Annotated in this window: 16 protein-coding genes; 13 read left to right on the plus strand and 3 right to left on the minus strand. The window is 61.2% G+C overall.

Annotation, left to right across the window (positions count from 1 at the left end):
• The first annotated feature begins 27 nt into the window (after positions 1-27).
• The 11 genes from YH62_RS24175 to argE all read left to right on the plus strand — a co-directional run bounded on the left by YH62_RS24175 (position 28) and on the right by argE (position 10,355).
• Positions 28-1,011 carry a TRAP transporter substrate-binding protein gene (locus YH62_RS24175; RefSeq protein ID WP_046796868.1) on the plus strand — a complete coding sequence of 328 codons (984 nt, stop codon included), beginning with the start codon at positions 28-30 and terminating at the stop codon, positions 1,009-1,011.
• Entirely contained in the window at positions 1,008-1,814 is an 807-nt protein-coding gene (locus YH62_RS24180; protein WP_046796869.1) for an Asp/Glu racemase, read from the plus strand. The genes YH62_RS24175 and YH62_RS24180 overlap by 4 nt, the downstream gene beginning before the upstream one ends.
• A complete protein-coding gene (locus tag YH62_RS24185; RefSeq protein WP_046796870.1) occupies positions 1,811-2,329 on the plus strand; it encodes a TRAP transporter small permease subunit in 519 nt (172 codons plus the stop codon). The genes YH62_RS24180 and YH62_RS24185 overlap by 4 nt, the downstream gene beginning before the upstream one ends.
• A complete protein-coding gene (locus tag YH62_RS24190; protein WP_046796871.1) occupies positions 2,329-3,609 on the plus strand; it encodes a TRAP transporter large permease in 1,281 nt (426 codons plus the stop codon). Before YH62_RS24185 ends, YH62_RS24190 begins: the two co-directional genes overlap by 1 nt.
• Positions 3,610-3,917: 308 nt before the next feature.
• A complete protein-coding gene (locus YH62_RS24195; RefSeq protein ID WP_046796872.1) occupies positions 3,918-5,168 on the plus strand; it encodes an NAD(P)/FAD-dependent oxidoreductase in 1,251 nt (416 codons plus the stop codon).
• 82 nt (positions 5,169-5,250) lie between these two features.
• Positions 5,251-6,276 carry an NAD(P)H-quinone oxidoreductase gene (locus YH62_RS24200; protein ID WP_046796873.1) on the plus strand — a complete coding sequence of 342 codons (1,026 nt, stop codon included), beginning with the start codon at positions 5,251-5,253 and terminating at the stop codon, positions 6,274-6,276.
• Complete coding sequence (locus YH62_RS24205; protein WP_046796874.1) at positions 6,273-6,908, plus strand: glutathione S-transferase N-terminal domain-containing protein; 636 nt, start codon at positions 6,273-6,275, stop codon at positions 6,906-6,908. Before YH62_RS24200 ends, YH62_RS24205 begins: the two co-directional genes overlap by 4 nt.
• Before the next feature lie 104 nt (positions 6,909-7,012).
• On the plus strand, positions 7,013-7,426 hold the full coding sequence (locus YH62_RS24210) for a RidA family protein (protein ID WP_046796875.1): 414 nt from the start codon (positions 7,013-7,015) through the stop codon (positions 7,424-7,426).
• Positions 7,427-7,476: 50 nt separating this feature from the next.
• Positions 7,477-8,151, plus strand: a complete 675-nt coding sequence (locus YH62_RS24215) for a DUF1028 domain-containing protein (protein ID WP_046796876.1) — start codon at positions 7,477-7,479, stop codon at positions 8,149-8,151.
• Positions 8,152-8,187: 36 nt separating this feature from the next.
• On the plus strand, positions 8,188-9,126 hold the full coding sequence (locus YH62_RS24220) for a LysR family transcriptional regulator (protein ID WP_046796877.1): 939 nt from the start codon (positions 8,188-8,190) through the stop codon (positions 9,124-9,126).
• 62 nt (positions 9,127-9,188) lie between these two features.
• Positions 9,189-10,355, plus strand: coding sequence for an acetylornithine deacetylase (gene argE / locus YH62_RS24225; RefSeq protein WP_046796878.1), 1,167 nt, complete (start codon positions 9,189-9,191; stop codon positions 10,353-10,355).
• Positions 10,356-10,604: 249 nt separating this feature from the next.
• On the opposite strand, the gene YH62_RS24230 is transcribed toward argE, so the two are convergent.
• The 3 genes from YH62_RS24230 to YH62_RS24240 all read right to left on the minus strand — a co-directional run bounded on the left by YH62_RS24230 (position 10,605) and on the right by YH62_RS24240 (position 14,479).
• Entirely contained in the window at positions 10,605-12,821 is a 2,217-nt protein-coding gene (locus tag YH62_RS24230) for a xanthine dehydrogenase family protein molybdopterin-binding subunit (RefSeq protein WP_046796879.1), read from the minus strand.
• Between the two features lie 3 nt (positions 12,822-12,824).
• Positions 12,825-13,283 carry a (2Fe-2S)-binding protein gene (locus tag YH62_RS24235; protein ID WP_046796880.1) on the minus strand — a complete coding sequence of 153 codons (459 nt, stop codon included), beginning with the start codon at positions 13,281-13,283 and terminating at the stop codon, positions 12,825-12,827.
• A 251-nt stretch (positions 13,284-13,534) separates the two neighbouring features.
• The gene (locus YH62_RS24240) at positions 13,535-14,479 is read right to left on the minus strand and encodes an AraC family transcriptional regulator (RefSeq protein ID WP_245282171.1); all 945 of its coding nucleotides are present in this window, start codon (positions 14,477-14,479) and stop codon (positions 13,535-13,537) included.
• A 243-nt stretch (positions 14,480-14,722) separates the two neighbouring features.
• Between YH62_RS24240 and YH62_RS24245 the strand changes: the two genes are divergently transcribed.
• Together YH62_RS24245 and YH62_RS24250 are read left to right on the plus strand one after the other, a co-directional pair.
• A complete protein-coding gene (locus YH62_RS24245; protein ID WP_052760497.1) occupies positions 14,723-15,100 on the plus strand; it encodes a cytochrome c family protein in 378 nt (125 codons plus the stop codon).
• 590 nt (positions 15,101-15,690) lie between these two features.
• On the plus strand, positions 15,691-17,295 hold the full coding sequence (locus YH62_RS24250) for an ABC transporter substrate-binding protein (RefSeq protein WP_046796883.1): 1,605 nt from the start codon (positions 15,691-15,693) through the stop codon (positions 17,293-17,295).
• The last annotated feature ends 63 nt before the right edge of the window (positions 17,296-17,358 follow it).

The raw sequence follows: 17,358 nt of genomic DNA on the forward strand, positions 1-17,358 counted from the left end.
CACCAACAATAAAAGAGGGTGATCAGAATGTCCGTGATGAAGAAGATAGGCTTTGCTTTCAGCCTCGCAGCTAGCGTCCTTTCGGCTGATCTGGCGGCAGCTCAGACGAAGATGCGGCTGGCGGTGGAGACCACCAGCGGTGATCCGACCAATGTGATGTTGGCCGCTTTCCGGGATGAACTTAAGAACTCGACCGGCGATGCCTTTTCGATCGAATTCTCCGATGGCGGCTCGCTTGGAGACGAGAATGCGCTGGCGGAGCTTATCCGCGCCGGCGTGGTGGAAGTCATTCCGCTCGGCTCGGATGGCGTTGCCGCACTCGACTCGAAATTCTCGATCTTCGATACGCCCTTCCTGTTTTCCGGCAAAGAACAGGCGCGTGCAATGCTCGACGGCGAACTCGGGCAGATCATGGCCGCCTCCCTGAAGGAAAAGGCCAATCTCGAGGTTCTGGCCTTCGGCGAGCTTGGCGTACGCGTCATCAGCAATTCCAAGCGCGCGATCAATACACCGGCAGATCTCGGCGGCCTGAAGATCCGCACCCCGAACAGCCCGACACGTATCATGGCCTTCCAGACGCTCGGCGCGGCGCCCACGACGCTCGCCCTCGGTGACGTCTATATGGGCCTGAAGCAGGGCGTTATCGATGGGCAAGAGAACCCGCTTTCGGTAATCAAGGAATTCTCCCTGTTCGAGACCCAGCCCCACATTTCGTTGACCAACCACATCTACACGCCGATCACGCTGGTCATGAACGGCGCAGCCTTCGATGCGCTTTCGGACGATCTCAAAGCCAAGGTCAAAGCCGCCGCCATGGTCGGCGTCGAGAAGACCCGTGTCCTTTCGGATGAAAGCGACGCAAACCTTGTTGCAGAATTCGAAAAAGCCGGCGTGACGATCACCAAGCCGGATATCGCCGCCTTCCAGTCTGCCGCAGCTCCGGTTCGCACCAAGATCGCGGAAGTCGTCACCCCTGAGTTCATGACCAAGGTCGAGGAGACCCTCCGTTGACCGTCGCAGCATCCCAGGCTCCGGCGAAAGCCGAAGCCTACCCGCGCTTTCGCTATGACGGCTCGGGCAACCTGGCGCGCATCGGCCTCATCTATATTGCCTCCAGTGTGGTAATGGAGGAAGAGATGTGGGCGATGTCGGCAGAAGGCGTCTCGACCCATACGGCTCGCATCAAGCTGCCGAAAGTGACGGTTCAGGGCATCGAGGAGATGATGGGCGCGCCGGAACTCGAAACCGCAGCACGTATGGCCGGCGCCGCTCCAATCGATGTCCTGTTGTTCGGCGGAACCAGCGCCTCGTTCCTGCACGGCACGGCCTATGACAGGGCCCTGATCGAGAAGATCAGGCAATGGGTGCCGGGCCCCAAGGTGACGACGGCATCGACTGCGACGCTGGCGGCGCTGAAGAAGGTAAAGGCCGGCAAGGTGGCGCTTGCCACGCCTTATCTGCCGGAAATCCATGAGCGGGCCATTCGCTTCCTGGAGGAGAACGGTCACGCCGTCGTCAAGAGCGGCCATCTCGGCATCTCGGACGACCATGCGCTGGCGGAGGTCACGATTGAAGAAGTCTACGACCATGTCCTTTCCGTCGATCATCCCGATGCCAGCGCGATCTTCGTCTCCTGCACCAACTTCCGCACCGTCGGCGCGATCGAAGCGCTGGAAGAGCGTCTCGGCAAGCCGGTGATATCGGCAAACCAGGCGTCCTTCTGGCACTGCCTGGAGCTGGCCGGCGTTGCAGGCGCCCGCCCCGGTTACGGCCGCCTTTTCGACGGCAGCGTCTGCGAAGGAAGCGAACGATGACGGAAGCCCTCGCTCCGACACCCAGCGAGATCCTCAGCGAAGAGGTCAGGCGTCGCTCGAAACTCCGCAGCGCGTTCCAGTGGCTGGTCGAGACCGCCGCCATTGTGCTGCTCGTCTTCCTTGTCGGTCTCGTGCTCACCAACTCGCTCGGACGTTATCTTTTCTCAAAGCCCCTGCCCTGGACCGAGGAAATCGTGACGGCGCTGCTGATGTGGCTTGGCGCACTTGGTATCACTATCGCTGCGCTCAAGAACGAACTCATCAGCTGCGCGATCTGGACGCGACGCCTGACCGGGACCTCCAAATACGCCCTTGCTATCTTCCAGTCGGTGTTTTCGATCGCGGTCGTGGCGGTCGTCGGCGTACTCGCCTGGCGTTACCTCGGCATTTTCGGTTCTGACCGGACACCGATCCTGGGCATATCGAAGGCCGTCGCCATCTCGGGCATTCTCGCCACCTGCGCGGGACTCGGCGTCGCTTTCGCCCTCAACATCATCGAAGGGAGGAAAGACTGATGCTGGGTCTTGCAGCCATAACGCTCTTCATTCTCTGCGCCTTCGTGCTGATCGGACTGCCGATCGTCATATCGCTCGCGGCCTCGGTCCTTTTTTTCCTCGCATTCAGTGGCGGGTGGGAACTGGCACTGCCGCAGCAGACGCTCGGTGGCGTCGGCGACTATATTCTCATCACGCTTCCTCTGTTCATCCTCGCCGGCGGCATCATGAACGCGACGGGGATCGCCGATAAGCTCTTCGATTTCGGCGTCGCTCTGGTGGGCTGGCTTCGCGGCGGCTTGGCCCATGTCGATGTCGTCGCCAGCGTCATGTTCGGCGGCATGATCGGCACCTCGGTCGCCGATCTCGCCGGCAGCGGCTCGGTAACCATCCCGAAACTCAAGGCCCACGGCTATCCGGGTCCATTTGCGGCAGCCGTCACGGCAACCTCTTCGGGCATAGGTGTTCTCATTCCGCCAAGCTCGCCGATGATCCTCTATTCCGCCGTTACCGGCACCTCGCTCGGAGCGCTTTTCCTGGCCGGTGTCATTCCGGGACTCTTGATGGCGGTGGCGATGATGATCACCATTTCCGTTCTTGCGCGCCGTAACGGCTGGAAACCTGTCGGAACGTTTCAGTGGAAAGAGGTTCTTCGCACGGGCAAGCATGCGATCCTGCCGCTCGGCATGCCGGGTCTCATCCTCTTCGGCCTGATGTTTGGCGTATTCACCGCCACAGAGGCAGGTGCGTTTGCGGTCGCCTACGCGTTGGTCCTGGCGGCTGTGGTCTATCGTACGCTGACGCTCTCCAACTTGCGCCGCGCCCTCGTGGATTCCTGCATCCTGACCGGCGAAGTACTGATGGTCGTCGGCTTTTCGACGGCGCTCGGCTGGGCGCTTTCGCAGGCGGGCGTTCCCGCGGCACTTGCGCACGGGCTGGAAACGGTTTTCCCGTTCGAGAACACGACGCTCAAGATCTTTGCACTTCTCGCGATCGCGCTGATCGCCGGCATGGTGCTTGATCCGCTGATCCCCATGATAATGCCCGTGCTTTTGCCGTCGCTGATGGTGATGGATGTCGATCTTGTCCATTTCGGCGTGCTGATGGTGACGACGGTCGTCATCGGGCAGGTGACCCCACCGGTCGCGATCGCGCTTCTCGTTGCGGCGAAGATCGGCAACGAGGATGTCGTGCGGGTGACGAAGGCAAACATGCCCTTTCTCATTGCGCTGTTCCTGTTCCTGATCCTGTTGACGCTGTTCCCCGTCCTGTCGACGGCCCTTCCGAACCTTTTGAAATAGCGGAGACGGGGAGCGTTATTGCTCAAACAGTTCGAGTTTTCTTGGCCGGCCAGCAAAGCCGGGAGGACGGTGCTCGCCAGCAATCATGCAGTCAACCCGGCAGCACGTCGGGTCGACGCCCCGGCCGGACAAACGTGCTCGGTTTGAGCCACCAAGGTTTTCCCGAGCTTCTAACAAGGAAGATACTTCTTTTCACCGCAGCCCGTCGCACGCAATTTTCTGCGGGAGACGTCTGATCAGCCAGTCCCGCTCCCCCTGAAGCAAGGGGCACCCCGTCTGATCGCACTGCCCAAATCTAGGAAATGAAGATGACAATCGAAAAGATAGATACGCTCGTCGTCGGCGCCGGTCAGTCCGGGATCGCCATGAGCGAACACCTGAAGGACTGCGGCGTCCCGCACATCGTTCTTGAGCGGAACCGGGTGGCCGAGCAGTGGCGGTCGGGCCGTTGGGACTCTCTCGTTGCCAATGGGCCGGCTTGGCACGACCGTTTTCCGAACCTCGAATTCGACGACGTTTCGCCCGACACCTTTCCGCCCAAGGAAAGAATGGCGCGCTACTTCGAAGACTACGCGAACATGATCGGCGCCCCAATTCGCACGGGCGTCGAGGTCAAACGTGTCCAGCGCAACGAGGGACGCCCCGGCTTCCTCGTCACCACGTCCGAGGGCCTGATCGAAGCGCAGCGGGTGGTGGCCGCCACCGGTCCGTTCCAGGTGCCGCAATATCCCGACATCGTTCCGGCCGAAGCCGGGATCGAGCAGCTCCATTCCTCCGCCTACAAGAACCCGGGGCAATTGGTCGACGGTGCCATCCTCGTCGTCGGCGGCGGTGCCTCCGGTTCGCAGATTGCCGAGGAATTGCAGCGCGCCGGCCGCAAGGTCTATCTGTCGATCGGCGAGCACTACCGCCCGCCCCGCTCGTACCGCGCGCGCGATTACGTCTGGTGGCTGGGCGTCCTCGGCAAGTGGGACGAGATCAAGACGATTGCCAAGAAGAAGCACGTGGCCTTCGCCGTCAGCGGTTACGACGGCGGCAAGACTGTCGATTTCCGCCGTCTGGCCGAAAGAGGGGTCACGGTTCTTGGCATGACCAGCGGCTACGGCGACGGAATATTGAACATCAACAACGACCTCGCGGATAACATTGCCGAGGGGGATCGGGCCTATCTGGATGTGCTGCGTGAGGCCGACGCCTATGTCGAGCGCAACGGCATCGACCTGCCGCTGGAGCCGGAAGCCTGGGATATCGCGCCGAACCCCGACTGCATCGCCAATCCGATCCTGCAGCTCAATCTGGCCGAGGCCGGGATCAAGACGATCATCTGGGCAACCGGCTTCAAGTTCGATTTCAGCTGGCTGGATGTCGATGCTTTCCACGAGGACGGCACGCCGTTCCACAAGCGCGGGATCTCGGCGGAAAGGGGTATCTATTTCCTTGGCCTTCCCGAACTGACCAACCGTGCGTCATCCTTCATCTATGGCTGCTGGTACGACGCGAAATACATCGCCACCCACATCGTGGTGCAGCGAAATTACGCTGCCTACGAAAAGGAATAGTCGGTTTTCAACGAAGCTCGATCGGGGGGCGCTGTCTCCGCCCGAGCGTCTCAACGCTTACACTTTTCGGAAGAGCTGACCTATGACTGCCGAGGCTGCCGCCATCCCGCGAACCATGACCGCCGTAATCGCCGAAGCCCATGGCGGACCTGAGGTTCTGACATGCGTGCAGCGCGACGTTCCACGCCCGGCCATTGGTGAAGTGCTGATCGCCGTTGCTGCGGCCGGCATCAACCGACCCGACATCATGCAGCGATCCGGCGCCTTGCCCGCGCCGGCCGGCGCGTCCGACATTTTCGGACTGGAGGTGGCGGGACGCGTGGTGGCCTGTGGCGAGGGCGTGGCTCCCAATTTGATTGGGAGCGACGTCATGGCGCTGGTCAAGGCGGGTGGCTATGCGACGCATGTCTGTGCCCGCGCCGACCATTGCCTGCCGATCCCTGTGGGACTTTCCCTGGTCGAGGCCGCGGCTCTTCCGGAGGGGCTGTTTACCATCTGGCACAACCTCTTCGACCGGGGTGCGCTCCGCTCCGGGAACGTCCTGCTCATCGAGGGCGGCGCGTCGGGCATCGGCACGCTGGCGCTGCAGCTGGCAAAAGTCGTCGGCGCAAGCGTGATCACGACTGCAGGCGGGCCCGAAAAATGCGCAAGGCTCGCCACGATGGGCGTCTCGGCGATCGACTACCGCGAACCCGGCCAGGACGAACGCATCCTTGCGCTGACCCAAGGTCGAGGCGTCGACGTCGTTCTCGACATCCTCGGCGGCGAGGCCGTCAACCGGCATCTGACGCTGATGGCGCCGGGCGGGCGTCATGTGGGCCTGTCGTTCATGACCGGTGCTGTGGCCAGCATCGATCTCGGGTTGCTGATGCGCAAGGGGCTCTGGCTGACATCCTCGACGCTGCGGCCCAAGCCGGATGAGGAAAAAGCAGGCATCGTCCAGGATATCGTCCGGCATCTGCTGCCGCATATGGGCGCCGCAGGTGTCCGTCCCGTCATCTCTTCCATTCTGCCGCTCGCGCAAGCCGCCGAGGCGCATCGCCTGCTCGAGAGCGGTTCGAATTTCGGCAAGATCGTCCTGCAGATAGCAGAGGAAACGGAAGCATGATCCGCATATCGCTCTACTGGGGCTCGGCCTCGCCCTTTGTGCGTAAGGTCATGGTGTGCGCACACGAGCTCGACCTCGCCGATAGGATCGACATCCTCGACAGCGCCGCAAACCCGATCGAACGCGACACCCGTATCCAGGCGTTCAATCCGCTGGCCAAGGTGCCTGCCGCCAGCACGTCGGACGGAACGACGCTGTATGACAGCCGGGTCATCTGCGAATACATGGATGCTCTCGCGGCCGAAGAGGGCGGAGGTTCGACGCTCCGCCTGTTCCCCACCGCGGGCCCTGCCCGCTGGAGCGCCTTGCGGCGCCAGGCGCTGGCCGACGGGCTGCTCGATGCCGCGCTGCTGGTGCGCTACGAGACCCTGCTAAGGCCGGAGCCGCTGCGCTGGTCGCAATGGGTCGACAAGCAGGGCGAAAAGATATCGGATGCACTGGATGCGATGCTCTCCGACATCCCCGACCCGGAGACTGTGGATATTGGCAGCATCGCCTATGCTTGCGCGCTCGGGTGGCTCGATTTCCGCTTTCCCGATCTCGACTGGCGCAACGGCCGCCAGCCGCTTGCCGCCTGGCACTCCGCCTATGACGATCGCTTCGCCATGATCGCGACGCGCCCGTGGGCATGAGGACTGCCACATCCGCTCCGCCGGCACGGCATCCCGCTGTCGGCCATCCTTAACCACAACCGTGCTGCGGCCGAGAGCACAGCTCAAACAAACAAAGGTACCAAATGGCCCATATCCGTCACCGCAAATTCAACACTCGCGAAACCTATCCCGAGCAGAAGCTCGACAACGATCTGGCGCAGGCGGTGGTCGCCCGCGGAACGACCATCTTCCTGCGAGGCCAGTGCCCGCAGGACCTGGATACTGCAAAGAACATCGACAGTCATGACCCGGTCGAACAGACCCATAAGGTGATGCAGAACATCCGCCAGCTGGTCGAGGAATGCGGCGGCAGGATGGAGCATGTAACCAAACTCGTGGTCTACCTCACCGACGTGCGTCACCGCGAAGCCGTCTATCGCACCATGGGCGACTATATCCGCGGCGTGCACCCGGTCTGCACCGGTCTGGTGGTCGTGGCGCTGGCCCGTCCCGAATGGCTGGTCGAAATCGACGCGACCGCCGTCATTCCTGATTGATCGCCTCGCCTGAACCAACCCGCCCGTAGCAAACGCATCGAGGATAGAACATGACCTTTTCCATCGTTGGCCACTGCCCCGAAACGGGGATGTTCGGTCTCGCCATCTCCTCCTCCTCCCCTGCCGTGGCGGCCCGTTGCGCCTTTGCCCGGGCGGGTGTCGGGGCCGTTTCAACGCAAAACGTCACCGATCCGCGCCTGGGGCCGAAAACGCTGGACCTTATGGAGCGTGGAGCCACGCCTGGCGAGGCACTGGCGATCCTTGAGCGGACCGGCGAGCATATGGCCTGGCGCCAGGTGCTCGCAGTCGGGCGCACCGGCGAAAGCGCGATCTATTCCGGCTCCCATGTGCTCGGCCTGTGGAGCGAGGCGCAGGACGTGGACGTGGCTGCGGCGGGCAACCTGCTTGCCGATACCGCCGTCCCGGAGGCAATGGTCACCACATTTCGCAGCACTAAAGGTGGACTGGGCGGTCGACTGATGGCGGCGCTTGCCGCGGGTCTGACTGCCGGCGGCGAGGCAGGCCCCGTGCATTCGGCTGGCCTGCTGATGGTGGACCGGCAAAGCTGGCCGATTGCCGAACTGCGTATCGACTGGACCATGGGATGCCCGATTGACGCTCTCACCGAAGCATGGAAGGTCTTCGAACCGCAGATGAACGCCTATGTGACGCGCGCGCTCGACCCACGCAGCGCCCCCTCCTACGGTGTGCCGGGCGACGAGTGACCGCAGCGGCCGACAGCTAGAGGATATGAAAGCACTATGCCGCTTCGATTCACGCTTCGACAGCTCGAGTATTTCATCGCCGTTGGCGAAGCGGGCAGTATCGCCACGGCCGCCGACAGGAAGAACGTCTCCGCGCCATCGATGTCCTCCGCCATCGCCCAGCTGGAGTCGGGATTCGGGGTACAGCTTTTCACCCGCCGCCATGCCCAGGGCTCCGTGCTAACACCGACGGGCGAGCGGTTCATGGAACAGGCGCGCGTGGTTCTGGAAGAGGCCGCCCGGCTGAACGAGCTGGCGACGGTCTTCACCGGCATGATCCGGGGATCGTTGCGCGTCGGCTGCATGCGAACCTTCGTCCAGACCATCATTCCGCAGCTCCGGCGCAGCTTCGAAGACAAGTACGAGAACGTCGACTTTTCGCAGCAGGAGCTCGATCAGGCGCAGATTTTCGAGGCTTTGGGGCAAGGGCGGATAGACGTCGCCCTCACCTACGATCTGGCGCTGCCGAGCGATATCGCTTTCAAGCCGCTGCACGCGCTGCCGCCCTTCGTGCTGATATTCCCCGACCATCCGCTGGCGCGCCGCGACCGGCTGCGGCCGGAGGATCTGCTGGATCACCCGATGGTGCTTCTAGACTTGCCCCATAGCGCCGAATACTTCATGTCCCATTTCCGCCACCTGGGGCAGCGCCCGCGCATCTCGGAGCGCACCGTGGAGGTGGCCGTCCAGCGAAGCCTGGTTGCCTCCGGATACGGTTTCGGCATCACCAACCTGCGCACGATTTCGACAGAATCCCTCGATGGCCGGCCTCTGAAATTCATTCCGCTCGAAAGCGACGTCCAGCCGCTTCAACTGGGGCTTGCCATGTCCCGGGTCGCGCATGTGTCGCGCACCATCCAGGCCTTCATCGATCACTGCCACGAAGCGGCCGACGACGGCGGTCTGCCGGGCATCGTGATCTCTCCCAAGGCGTAATGGTAGACACGCCACCGTCGCTGGAGTCACGGCTCCCCGCCCACAATCCGGATACCAAGCCAATGGCACCTGAAATATCCGAAATCCTGTCCCGACTGATCGGCTTCCCGACTATCTCCCGGCAATCAAACCTGGAGCTTCTCGACTATGTCGAGAGCCTGCTCGTGCCGGCCGGCATTACCGTGCGCCGGTTTTCTCATGCCGATGGCAGCCGGGCCAACCTGTGGGCGACTGTCGGGCCCGAGATCGATGGCGGCATCATCCTGTCCGGGCACAGCGACGTGGTCCCTGTTGCCGGCCAGGGCTGGAGCTCCGATCCCTTCGTCCTGCGACAGGACGAAGGGCGCTGGTATGGCCGCGGCGCCGTCGACATGAAAGGTTTTGTCGCCGCCGCCATCCATGCGATGCTGAATGCGGCGGGACGAAACTTGCAAAAGCCGCTGCACCTTGCGCTGTCCTATGACGAGGAAGTGGGATGCCTCGGCGTGAGGGGCATGATCGAAAGCCTTGCCCAGGAGCCGCTGCGCCCGGCCCTCTGCCTGATCGGCGAACCGACCGGGATGCGCATTGCTACAGGCCACAAGGGCAAGACGGCCCTCAGGGCCTGCTGCCAGGGGCAGGAAGGGCATTCGGCCCTCGCCCCGAAAGCGCTCAATGCCCTTCATCTCGGCGCCGCCTTCCTGCAGAGATTGCAGATCCGCCAAGAGGAACTCGCTTCAAACGGTGCACAGGACCCGGCCTACGCCATCCCCTACACCACAATCCATGCCGGTATCATGCGGGGCGGCGAAGCGCTGAACATCGTGCCCGGATCCTGCGAGATCGATTTCGAGATTCGCCATATCGCCGCGGATGATCCTTCAGCTATCCTGTCGAACCTCCTCCGCGATGCCGAGACCATCGTCGCTCCTCATCGCGATCGTTTCGCCGGAGCGGCGATCAGGATTGAGACGCTGTCGGGCTACCCCGGCCTTGATACGCCCGAGGACAGTCCGACGGTAAGGCTCGTGGCGTCGCTTCTGGACACCAACCTGCCGACGATCAAGGTGGCGTATGGCACCGAGGGCGGTCTTTTCGCTGAAGGTCTCGATATCCCGGTGCTGATCTGCGGGCCCGGCGAGATGACGCAGGGGCACAAGCCCGACGAATATGTCGAGATTTCCCAAATCGAAAAATGCGAGCGCTTTCTCGAACGCATCGTCGATGTTCTGGGACGGAGGCACACCTAACTCAGCCTACGGTATCCGCCTACTCGCCACGACTTCAGTCACCGCGATCGCCCCATTAAATCACCGAGCACTCACGCGATGTCAGAACTTCACGTTCAGGAAGGTTTTACGGCGTGGTCCCGGGCGTCCGAGGCGATCTGTCCCTGGTAGGTGATACCGAGCGCGACGGCGAAATCAAGCCCCGCCGCGTCTCTCGCGCTTGTCACGCGGAAATGTGCCCGGCCGACAAAATCGACCGCGCACGGGAGATTACGCGTTGAGCGACTTTGCGAAAGGCAGCACACGTATCCGTTTGCCGAGTGCCTTGTAGGCAGCGTTGGCGATTGCGGGTCCGACGGGCGGAACGCCGGGCTCGCCGATGCCGGTCGGCGGATTGGCCGAAGCGAGGATATGGACCTCCACCCTCGGCATGGCGTCGATCCTAAGCGGCGTATAGAGATCAAAATTCCCTTGATCGACCTGGCCATTCGTCAAAGTGATCTCTTCGCTCAGGATGGCGCCAAGTCCGAAGCCGATGCCGCCCTCGACCTGGGAGCGGACCTGATCCGGGTTGATGGCCAGACCGCAATCCACCGCGGAGACGATACGCTCCACCTTGATCTGGCCGTTCCCGTCGTTCGACACTTCCGCGACATGCGCTACGACCGAGCCGAAGCTTTCGGCAACGGCGACGCCCCGGAAGCGACCTTCCTGCAGAGGCTTGTCCCACTCCGCCTTTTCCGCCGCCAGCCTGAGGACGGCGGCGTGACGCGATTCCGGCTCGAGCATGGACAATCGGAATTCGACCGGGTCGCGCCCGGCCGCCTCGGCTACCTCGTCAAGGAAGGCCTCGGCTGCAAAGGCTGTATGCGTCGAGCCGACCGAACGCCACCACAGAACCGGGACGCCGAATTCCGTGGTTGTCAGGCCGACAGTCTGGTTGGGTATGGCATAGGGCAGATTGTTCGCGCCTTCGATGGAGGTGGGATCGACTCCATTCTGGATCATTCCCGCAAAGGCGGTGTTCGCCATGATGGACTGGCCGACGACATGATTGCTCCACGCAACGAGCTTTCCATTCGCGTCGATACCGGCCTTGATGCCGTGTACATAAGCGGGACGGTAGCGGCCGGCGCGCATGTCATTTTCGCGCGTCCACTGCACTTTCACGGGCGCGCGGAAGCCGAGAGCCTTTGCGACATACACTGACTCCACGACCACGTCCCCGTCGAACACGGCACGCCGGCCGAAGCTTCCGCCCGTTTTCATGACATGCAGGATCACCTTGTCGGGGGCGATTCCGGCAATTTCGCCGGCGAGTGCCTGGTATGTGTCCGGAAACTGGTGCCCGCCCCAGATTTCGAGCGTGCCATCGGCGTTCATGCGGGAGACGGAATTCAGCGGCTCCATCGGAGCATGGGCCAGATAGGGAAACTCGAAATTTGCCTCCATCACCTTGGCAGCCGTTGCGAATGCGGCGTCGGCATCACCGTCCTTGCGGGCAATCGCTGCCGGAGGCTTGCTCGCGAGGTCGCGATAGATCGACATCTGCTCGGGCGTGCCGCGTTTTTCCGCCGCTGATTCGTCCCACTCGACGGTAACGGCATCACGCCCCTTGAGCGCCGTCCACATGTTCTCGCCGACGACCGCGACACCGCGCGGTGTTTCGACGACGTCGACGACGCCCTTGATGGCGCGGGCTGCCGAGGCGTCGAAGGATTTGACCCTGGCGCCGAACAGCGGCGGATGGATCATCACTGCCGTCAGCATGCCCGGCAGTTTCACGTCGATCGTGTATTGCTCTGTTCCGTTCGCCTTGCGGGCGCTGTCGAAGCGCTTCAGACCGGCATTGCCGATGAGTTTCCAATCGCCCGGCTGCTTGAGCGTCACGTCGGTCGGCACCGGCAGAGTCGCCGCCTTGGCTGCAAACGTGCCGAAACCACTGCTTTTACCGGACGGGTGCGAGAGAATGCCGTTCTCGACGGTGATCTCCGTTGCAGGCACGCCCCATTCGGAGGCTGCGGCGGCGATCAACATGGAGCGGGCGGCAGCCCCTGCCCTGCGATAGCGTTCCCATGAAGTAGCCATCGAGGTGGAACCGCCTGTTCCCTGCAACGCGCCGCCGAAAGCGATGTTGCCATAGGCTTTTACATCGCCCGCCACGCCTTTGACGTCGATGGTTGCCCAGTCCGCTTCAAGTTCTTCGGCAACGAGGGTGGCGATACCATTGTAGGAACCCTGGCCCATTTCGAACTGCGACGAGAGGACAGTTACCTTGCCATCTGCATCGATCGTTACATAGGGCGAAAAGGCATGCGCCTCGTTTGCTGCCGCTGTCTCGCTGGCAGCAGCCGGCGACGCGGATAGCAGGCGATAGCCGACCGCAAGGCCGGTACCGGCCGCGATTGCGCCGATAAGGAATTGCCGGCGGGAGGCCTGCACCTTTGCGGTGGGAATGATGGCGGATTGCATCAGTTTCGGGATCATGTCTCAGGCCTCCAGACGCTTCGCGGACTCGTGAATACCGGCGCGGATTCGCTGGTATGTGGCGCATCGACAGAGATTGCCTGCCATTGCTGCGTCGATGTCCTCGTCCGTGGGCTTTGGATTGTTCGTGAGCAGATCCGTCACCGACATGATCTGTCCGGACTGACAGTACCCGCATTGCGGAACATCTAGATCGGTCCAGACGGCCTGTACGGTTTCTGCAACCTTGCCGCTGATCCCCTCGATGGTCGTTACCTGTGCCCCTTCTATCTCGCCGACGAAGGTCTGACAGGACCGCACCGGCGTTCCGTCCAGATAGACGGTGCAGGCACCACACTGTGCCATGCCACAGCCAAATTTCGTGCCGGTCAGTCCGACCAAGTCGCGTATGACCCAGAGAAGCGGCATATCCGCATCGGCTTCCACCGTATGTTCGGTGCCGTTGATCGTTACAGTCACCATGAACTCTTCTCCTATGTTGGGGCGCGCGACCCGGGCATACCGTCCCGGATATGTGGCCGGGCATGCGGCTTGAGACCCGCGGCCGTTCGCCAGATTTCCTCGTCAGCTTAGAGGTCCAACCGGAAAAGAAGTAGGATCAATCCTGCCGGATTATTGCCCATTCCTGTCGACTTGCTGAGAACGCGTTCACCGGCTTTGCCGAAGCAATTCGTTCGAGCGCGTTTTCGACGCCGTGGTCGGCATGCGGAGAGCTAACCGACTGAATTGGGTCTGCCCGATTCATCGGAGTTCAGGATCGCTCTGATGTCACGCAGAGGTGGATGGCCGAATGCTCGTCTATACTCCCGGCTGAACTGCGTCGGGCTCTCGTAACCGACACGGAGTGCGGCCGTCGTCGCGTCGAGTGATTGCGCAAGCATCAGTTCCCGCGCGTGATGCAGGCGCAGGTGCTTCTGGAACTGTAGAGGGCTCATGGCTGTCATCGCACGAAAATGCCGATGCAGGGTGGAAACCCCCATATTTGCTATCTCCGCCAGTTCTTCGACACGCAGTGGTCGCGTATAATTCTCCTTCAGCCACGCAATGGCTTTTGCCACGCGGTTGCTGTTCGTGCCGGCAAGTGCAAAGCGTCTCAGGCGCGCACCTTGCTCACTTGTGAGAAGTCGATAGAGAATCTCGTTATGGATATGGGTGGAAAAGAACGGGATGTCTCCCGGCGAATTCGCAAGGGAAATCAGCCGTGAAAGCGCATCGAGCATTTCCGGCGTGGAGACGCCGACGACGACGCCGAGGTCACGCTCCGGCACCTCGGTCGGAGGTGGATCGTAGTCGGCGATGATCCGCCGCAACTTCTCCAGATCAAGCCGGATGGTGGCTGCGATATAGGGCTCGCCCTTGCTTACCGCGCAGATCTGTCCAGACATAGGCAGGCCGATGGTCGTCAGGAAGAAGCTGGATTCGTCGTAAACGAGCGTTTCGTTGCCAACCTTTACGCGTTTGCTTCCCTTGATGATAAGCGACAGGCTCGGTTCGTAGATGGTCGAAAAGGGACCGGGCGGTTCCTCGATACGATAGAGCGTAAGTCCCGGCACTGCATGCTCGAAGTTCATGCCGTCCCAACGGAGAAGCGCGAGGCCATCCAAAATACGTTGGCGTATGCTCGCCGATTCCTCGCGCAGATCCCGTTTTAGAGACATCGTCCTGCTCATTTTCTTTGATTGACCAGAGTGTCGTCTACTGCGATTTGGTCCGGGTATCTTCTCAAGTTATTTTGATATCGGCAGGATCGGGCAATAATCACGCAGGATTGAGCTATCGCCTCGGATTGATTGTCATTACCTCCTAAGTGCGGGTTCCAGGTCGATCGAGACCATTGTGCAACGTGGTTTGCCACGTAGGCCGACGCGTAGAGTAGAAAGGGCATTCAATCCATGAATAGAATGAAGCTGGTCGCCTCTTGCGCCCTCGTCAGTTTGGCGCTCTGTCCCACATTTGCCGCTGCTGAAGGCGACTCAGCCCGCGGAGAAACGCTCTTTTCCCGTTGCAGCGGCTGCCACACGGTAAACGGTCAAAATCGGGCCGGCCCGTCGCTTGCGGGTGTCCTGGGTCGCAAGGCTGGCTCAGTTGAAGGAGCGCGGTATTCGAAAGCACTCTCTCAATCGGAGCTGGTTTGGAACGAGGAAAATCTCGATGCCTATCTGGCGGCCCCCGCGATGCTTGTCCGCGGCACGACAATGACCATGCGGATCACCAATGAGCAGGACCGGCAGGATATAATCGCATATCTGAAGTCTCTCGGCCCCGGCGCTGAGCAGTAAGCTCCTCGACGGATCAACTTCGTGGAGCTGAGATTTTGCCCTCGGCCTAGAATCGGGTGATCACGCAGTCACAGCCCGCTTGTGGGCAACGATTTCGTCGTGGGTCAGCTTGACACGGCCGCCGCGAATGGCGCCTGGGGTCAGCCTCTTGCGCCGTGTCGTTCCTGAATCTGCGTTCGACCAAAGTTTAGCGTCGCCCGCACTCGCCCTCGGGCCGGATCCGCGCGCTGTGGGGAGCTTTGACGCTGCGTCACTCACCGTATCCGACGCTATTTCTCAGCGTGATAGCAATATGCCTGGCCGTTAGCAGATTGCTGTTGAGAAGCACCGGTTGTCGATTGGCTGGCCGGCAGGCTCCGCATTCTTCCGCGCCGTATGCTGATTTAGTCGAACCTGGAAGATCAAATTATATACAATTTCAATTTTGCCCAAAAATTAAGCAATTGGCGAGTTGAACAATTCATGGCCCTCAGCTCGCTTCCTCAATTTTCGCAACTGCTTTGGCAATTCTCGTCTGGCATGGCGCTTGCTTCGATGTCGACACAGGGACGCAAGCCTCCCTTCCGTGTTTGATATTCAGGAGTTCAATGATGGTTTCAGCGATCCTTCGAAAAGCCCTCCTCGCCGCTGCCGCAGCTACTTTTCTCGCCACCTCGGCTTTCGCGGGCGGGACATTGCGGATCGGCATGACGGCCGCGGATATTCCACTGACGACCGGCCAGACCGATCAGGGTGGCGAAGGGCAGCGCTTTATGGGCTACACGGTCTACGACTCCCTTATCGAATGGGACCTGACCAGCGCCGACAAGCCCTCTCAGCTCCTTCCGGGATTAGCCGAGGAATGGAGCGCCGATCCGAGCGATCAGACCAAATGGACTTTCAAGATACGCAAGGGTGTGAAGTTTCATGACGGCAGCGAATTCACGGCGGAAGTCGCCGTCTGGAACCTCGACAAGCTTCTGAAGGCGGACAGCGAGCAATACGACCCGCGCCAGGCTGCGCAGGGCAAGTCGCGCATTCCCGCTGTTGCCTCCTACCGAGCCATCGATGACTACACGCTTGAAATCACGACCAAAGAGCCGGATGCAACCCTCACTTATCAGCTTTCCTGGATCACCATGTCTTCCAAGGCCAATTGGGAGGCGAAGGGCAAGAACTGGGAAGAAGTCGCGAAGGCACCCTCGGGCACCGGCCCTTGGAAGCTTGCAAGCTTCGTGCCGCGCGAGCGCGCCGAATTCATCCCCAATCCCGATTACTGGGACAAGACCCGCGTGCCGAAGCTCGACAGTATGGTGCTGATCCCATTGCCCGAGCCCAACGCCCGCTCTGCAGCCCTGATGTCCGGCCAGGTCGACTGGATCGAGGCGCCTGCTCCCGACACGATTTCGGCAATCGAGGCGAATGGCTTCAAGGTCGTCTCCAACGCCTACCCGCATAACTGGACCTGGCATCTATCGCGGCTTGAAGGCTCGCCATGGAATGACATCCGCGTGCGCAAGGCAGCAAACCTCGCCATCGACCGGGATTCCATGAAGGAACTGCTTGGCGGGCTCATGGTCCCGGCCAAAGGCTTCTTCCCGCCGTCGAGCCAATGGTTCGGCAACCCTACCTTCGAGGTGAAATATGATCTGGAAGCCGCGCAGGCGCTGATGAAAGAGGCCGGCTATGGGCCGGACAACCGCCTCAAAGTCAAGGCGCTGATCTCGCCTTCCGGCTCCGGTCAGATGTTGCCATTGCCAATGAACGAGTTCATCCAGCAGAGCCTTGCGGAAGTCTATATCGATGTCGAGTTCATGGTCGTCGAATGGAACCAGATGATCAATCTGTGGCGCGCAGGCGCCGCGGACAAGAGCGTCGAAGGCTCGCAATCGATCAATTTCACGTACTTCATCCAGGATCCTTTCACAGGCTTTATCCGTCACCTCGGCTGTGATCTGACGGCACCGAACGGCACCAATTGGGGCCATTATTGCGATCCCGACATGGAGGCGCTGTTCAAGGAGATTCGCACCACTTTCGATGCGGAAAAGCAGGATGAAGTGATGCGACGTACGCATGAGAAATTCGTCAACGACGCCCTCTTCCTGATGGTGACGCATGACGTCGCTCCCCGCGCCATGAGCCCGAAGGTCAAGGGCTACGTCCAGGCGCAAAACTGGTTCCAGAATTTCTCCAGCATCACCATGGAGGAATGAGGCTTCTTTGCCTCTGCCCGGCAGGGCAGCGGCTCCGGGGATCATAACCGTCGAAAAGAACGC

This window comes from Rhizobium sp. LC145, from assembly GCF_001005825.1.
Classification (GTDB): domain Bacteria; phylum Pseudomonadota; class Alphaproteobacteria; order Rhizobiales; family Rhizobiaceae; genus Neorhizobium.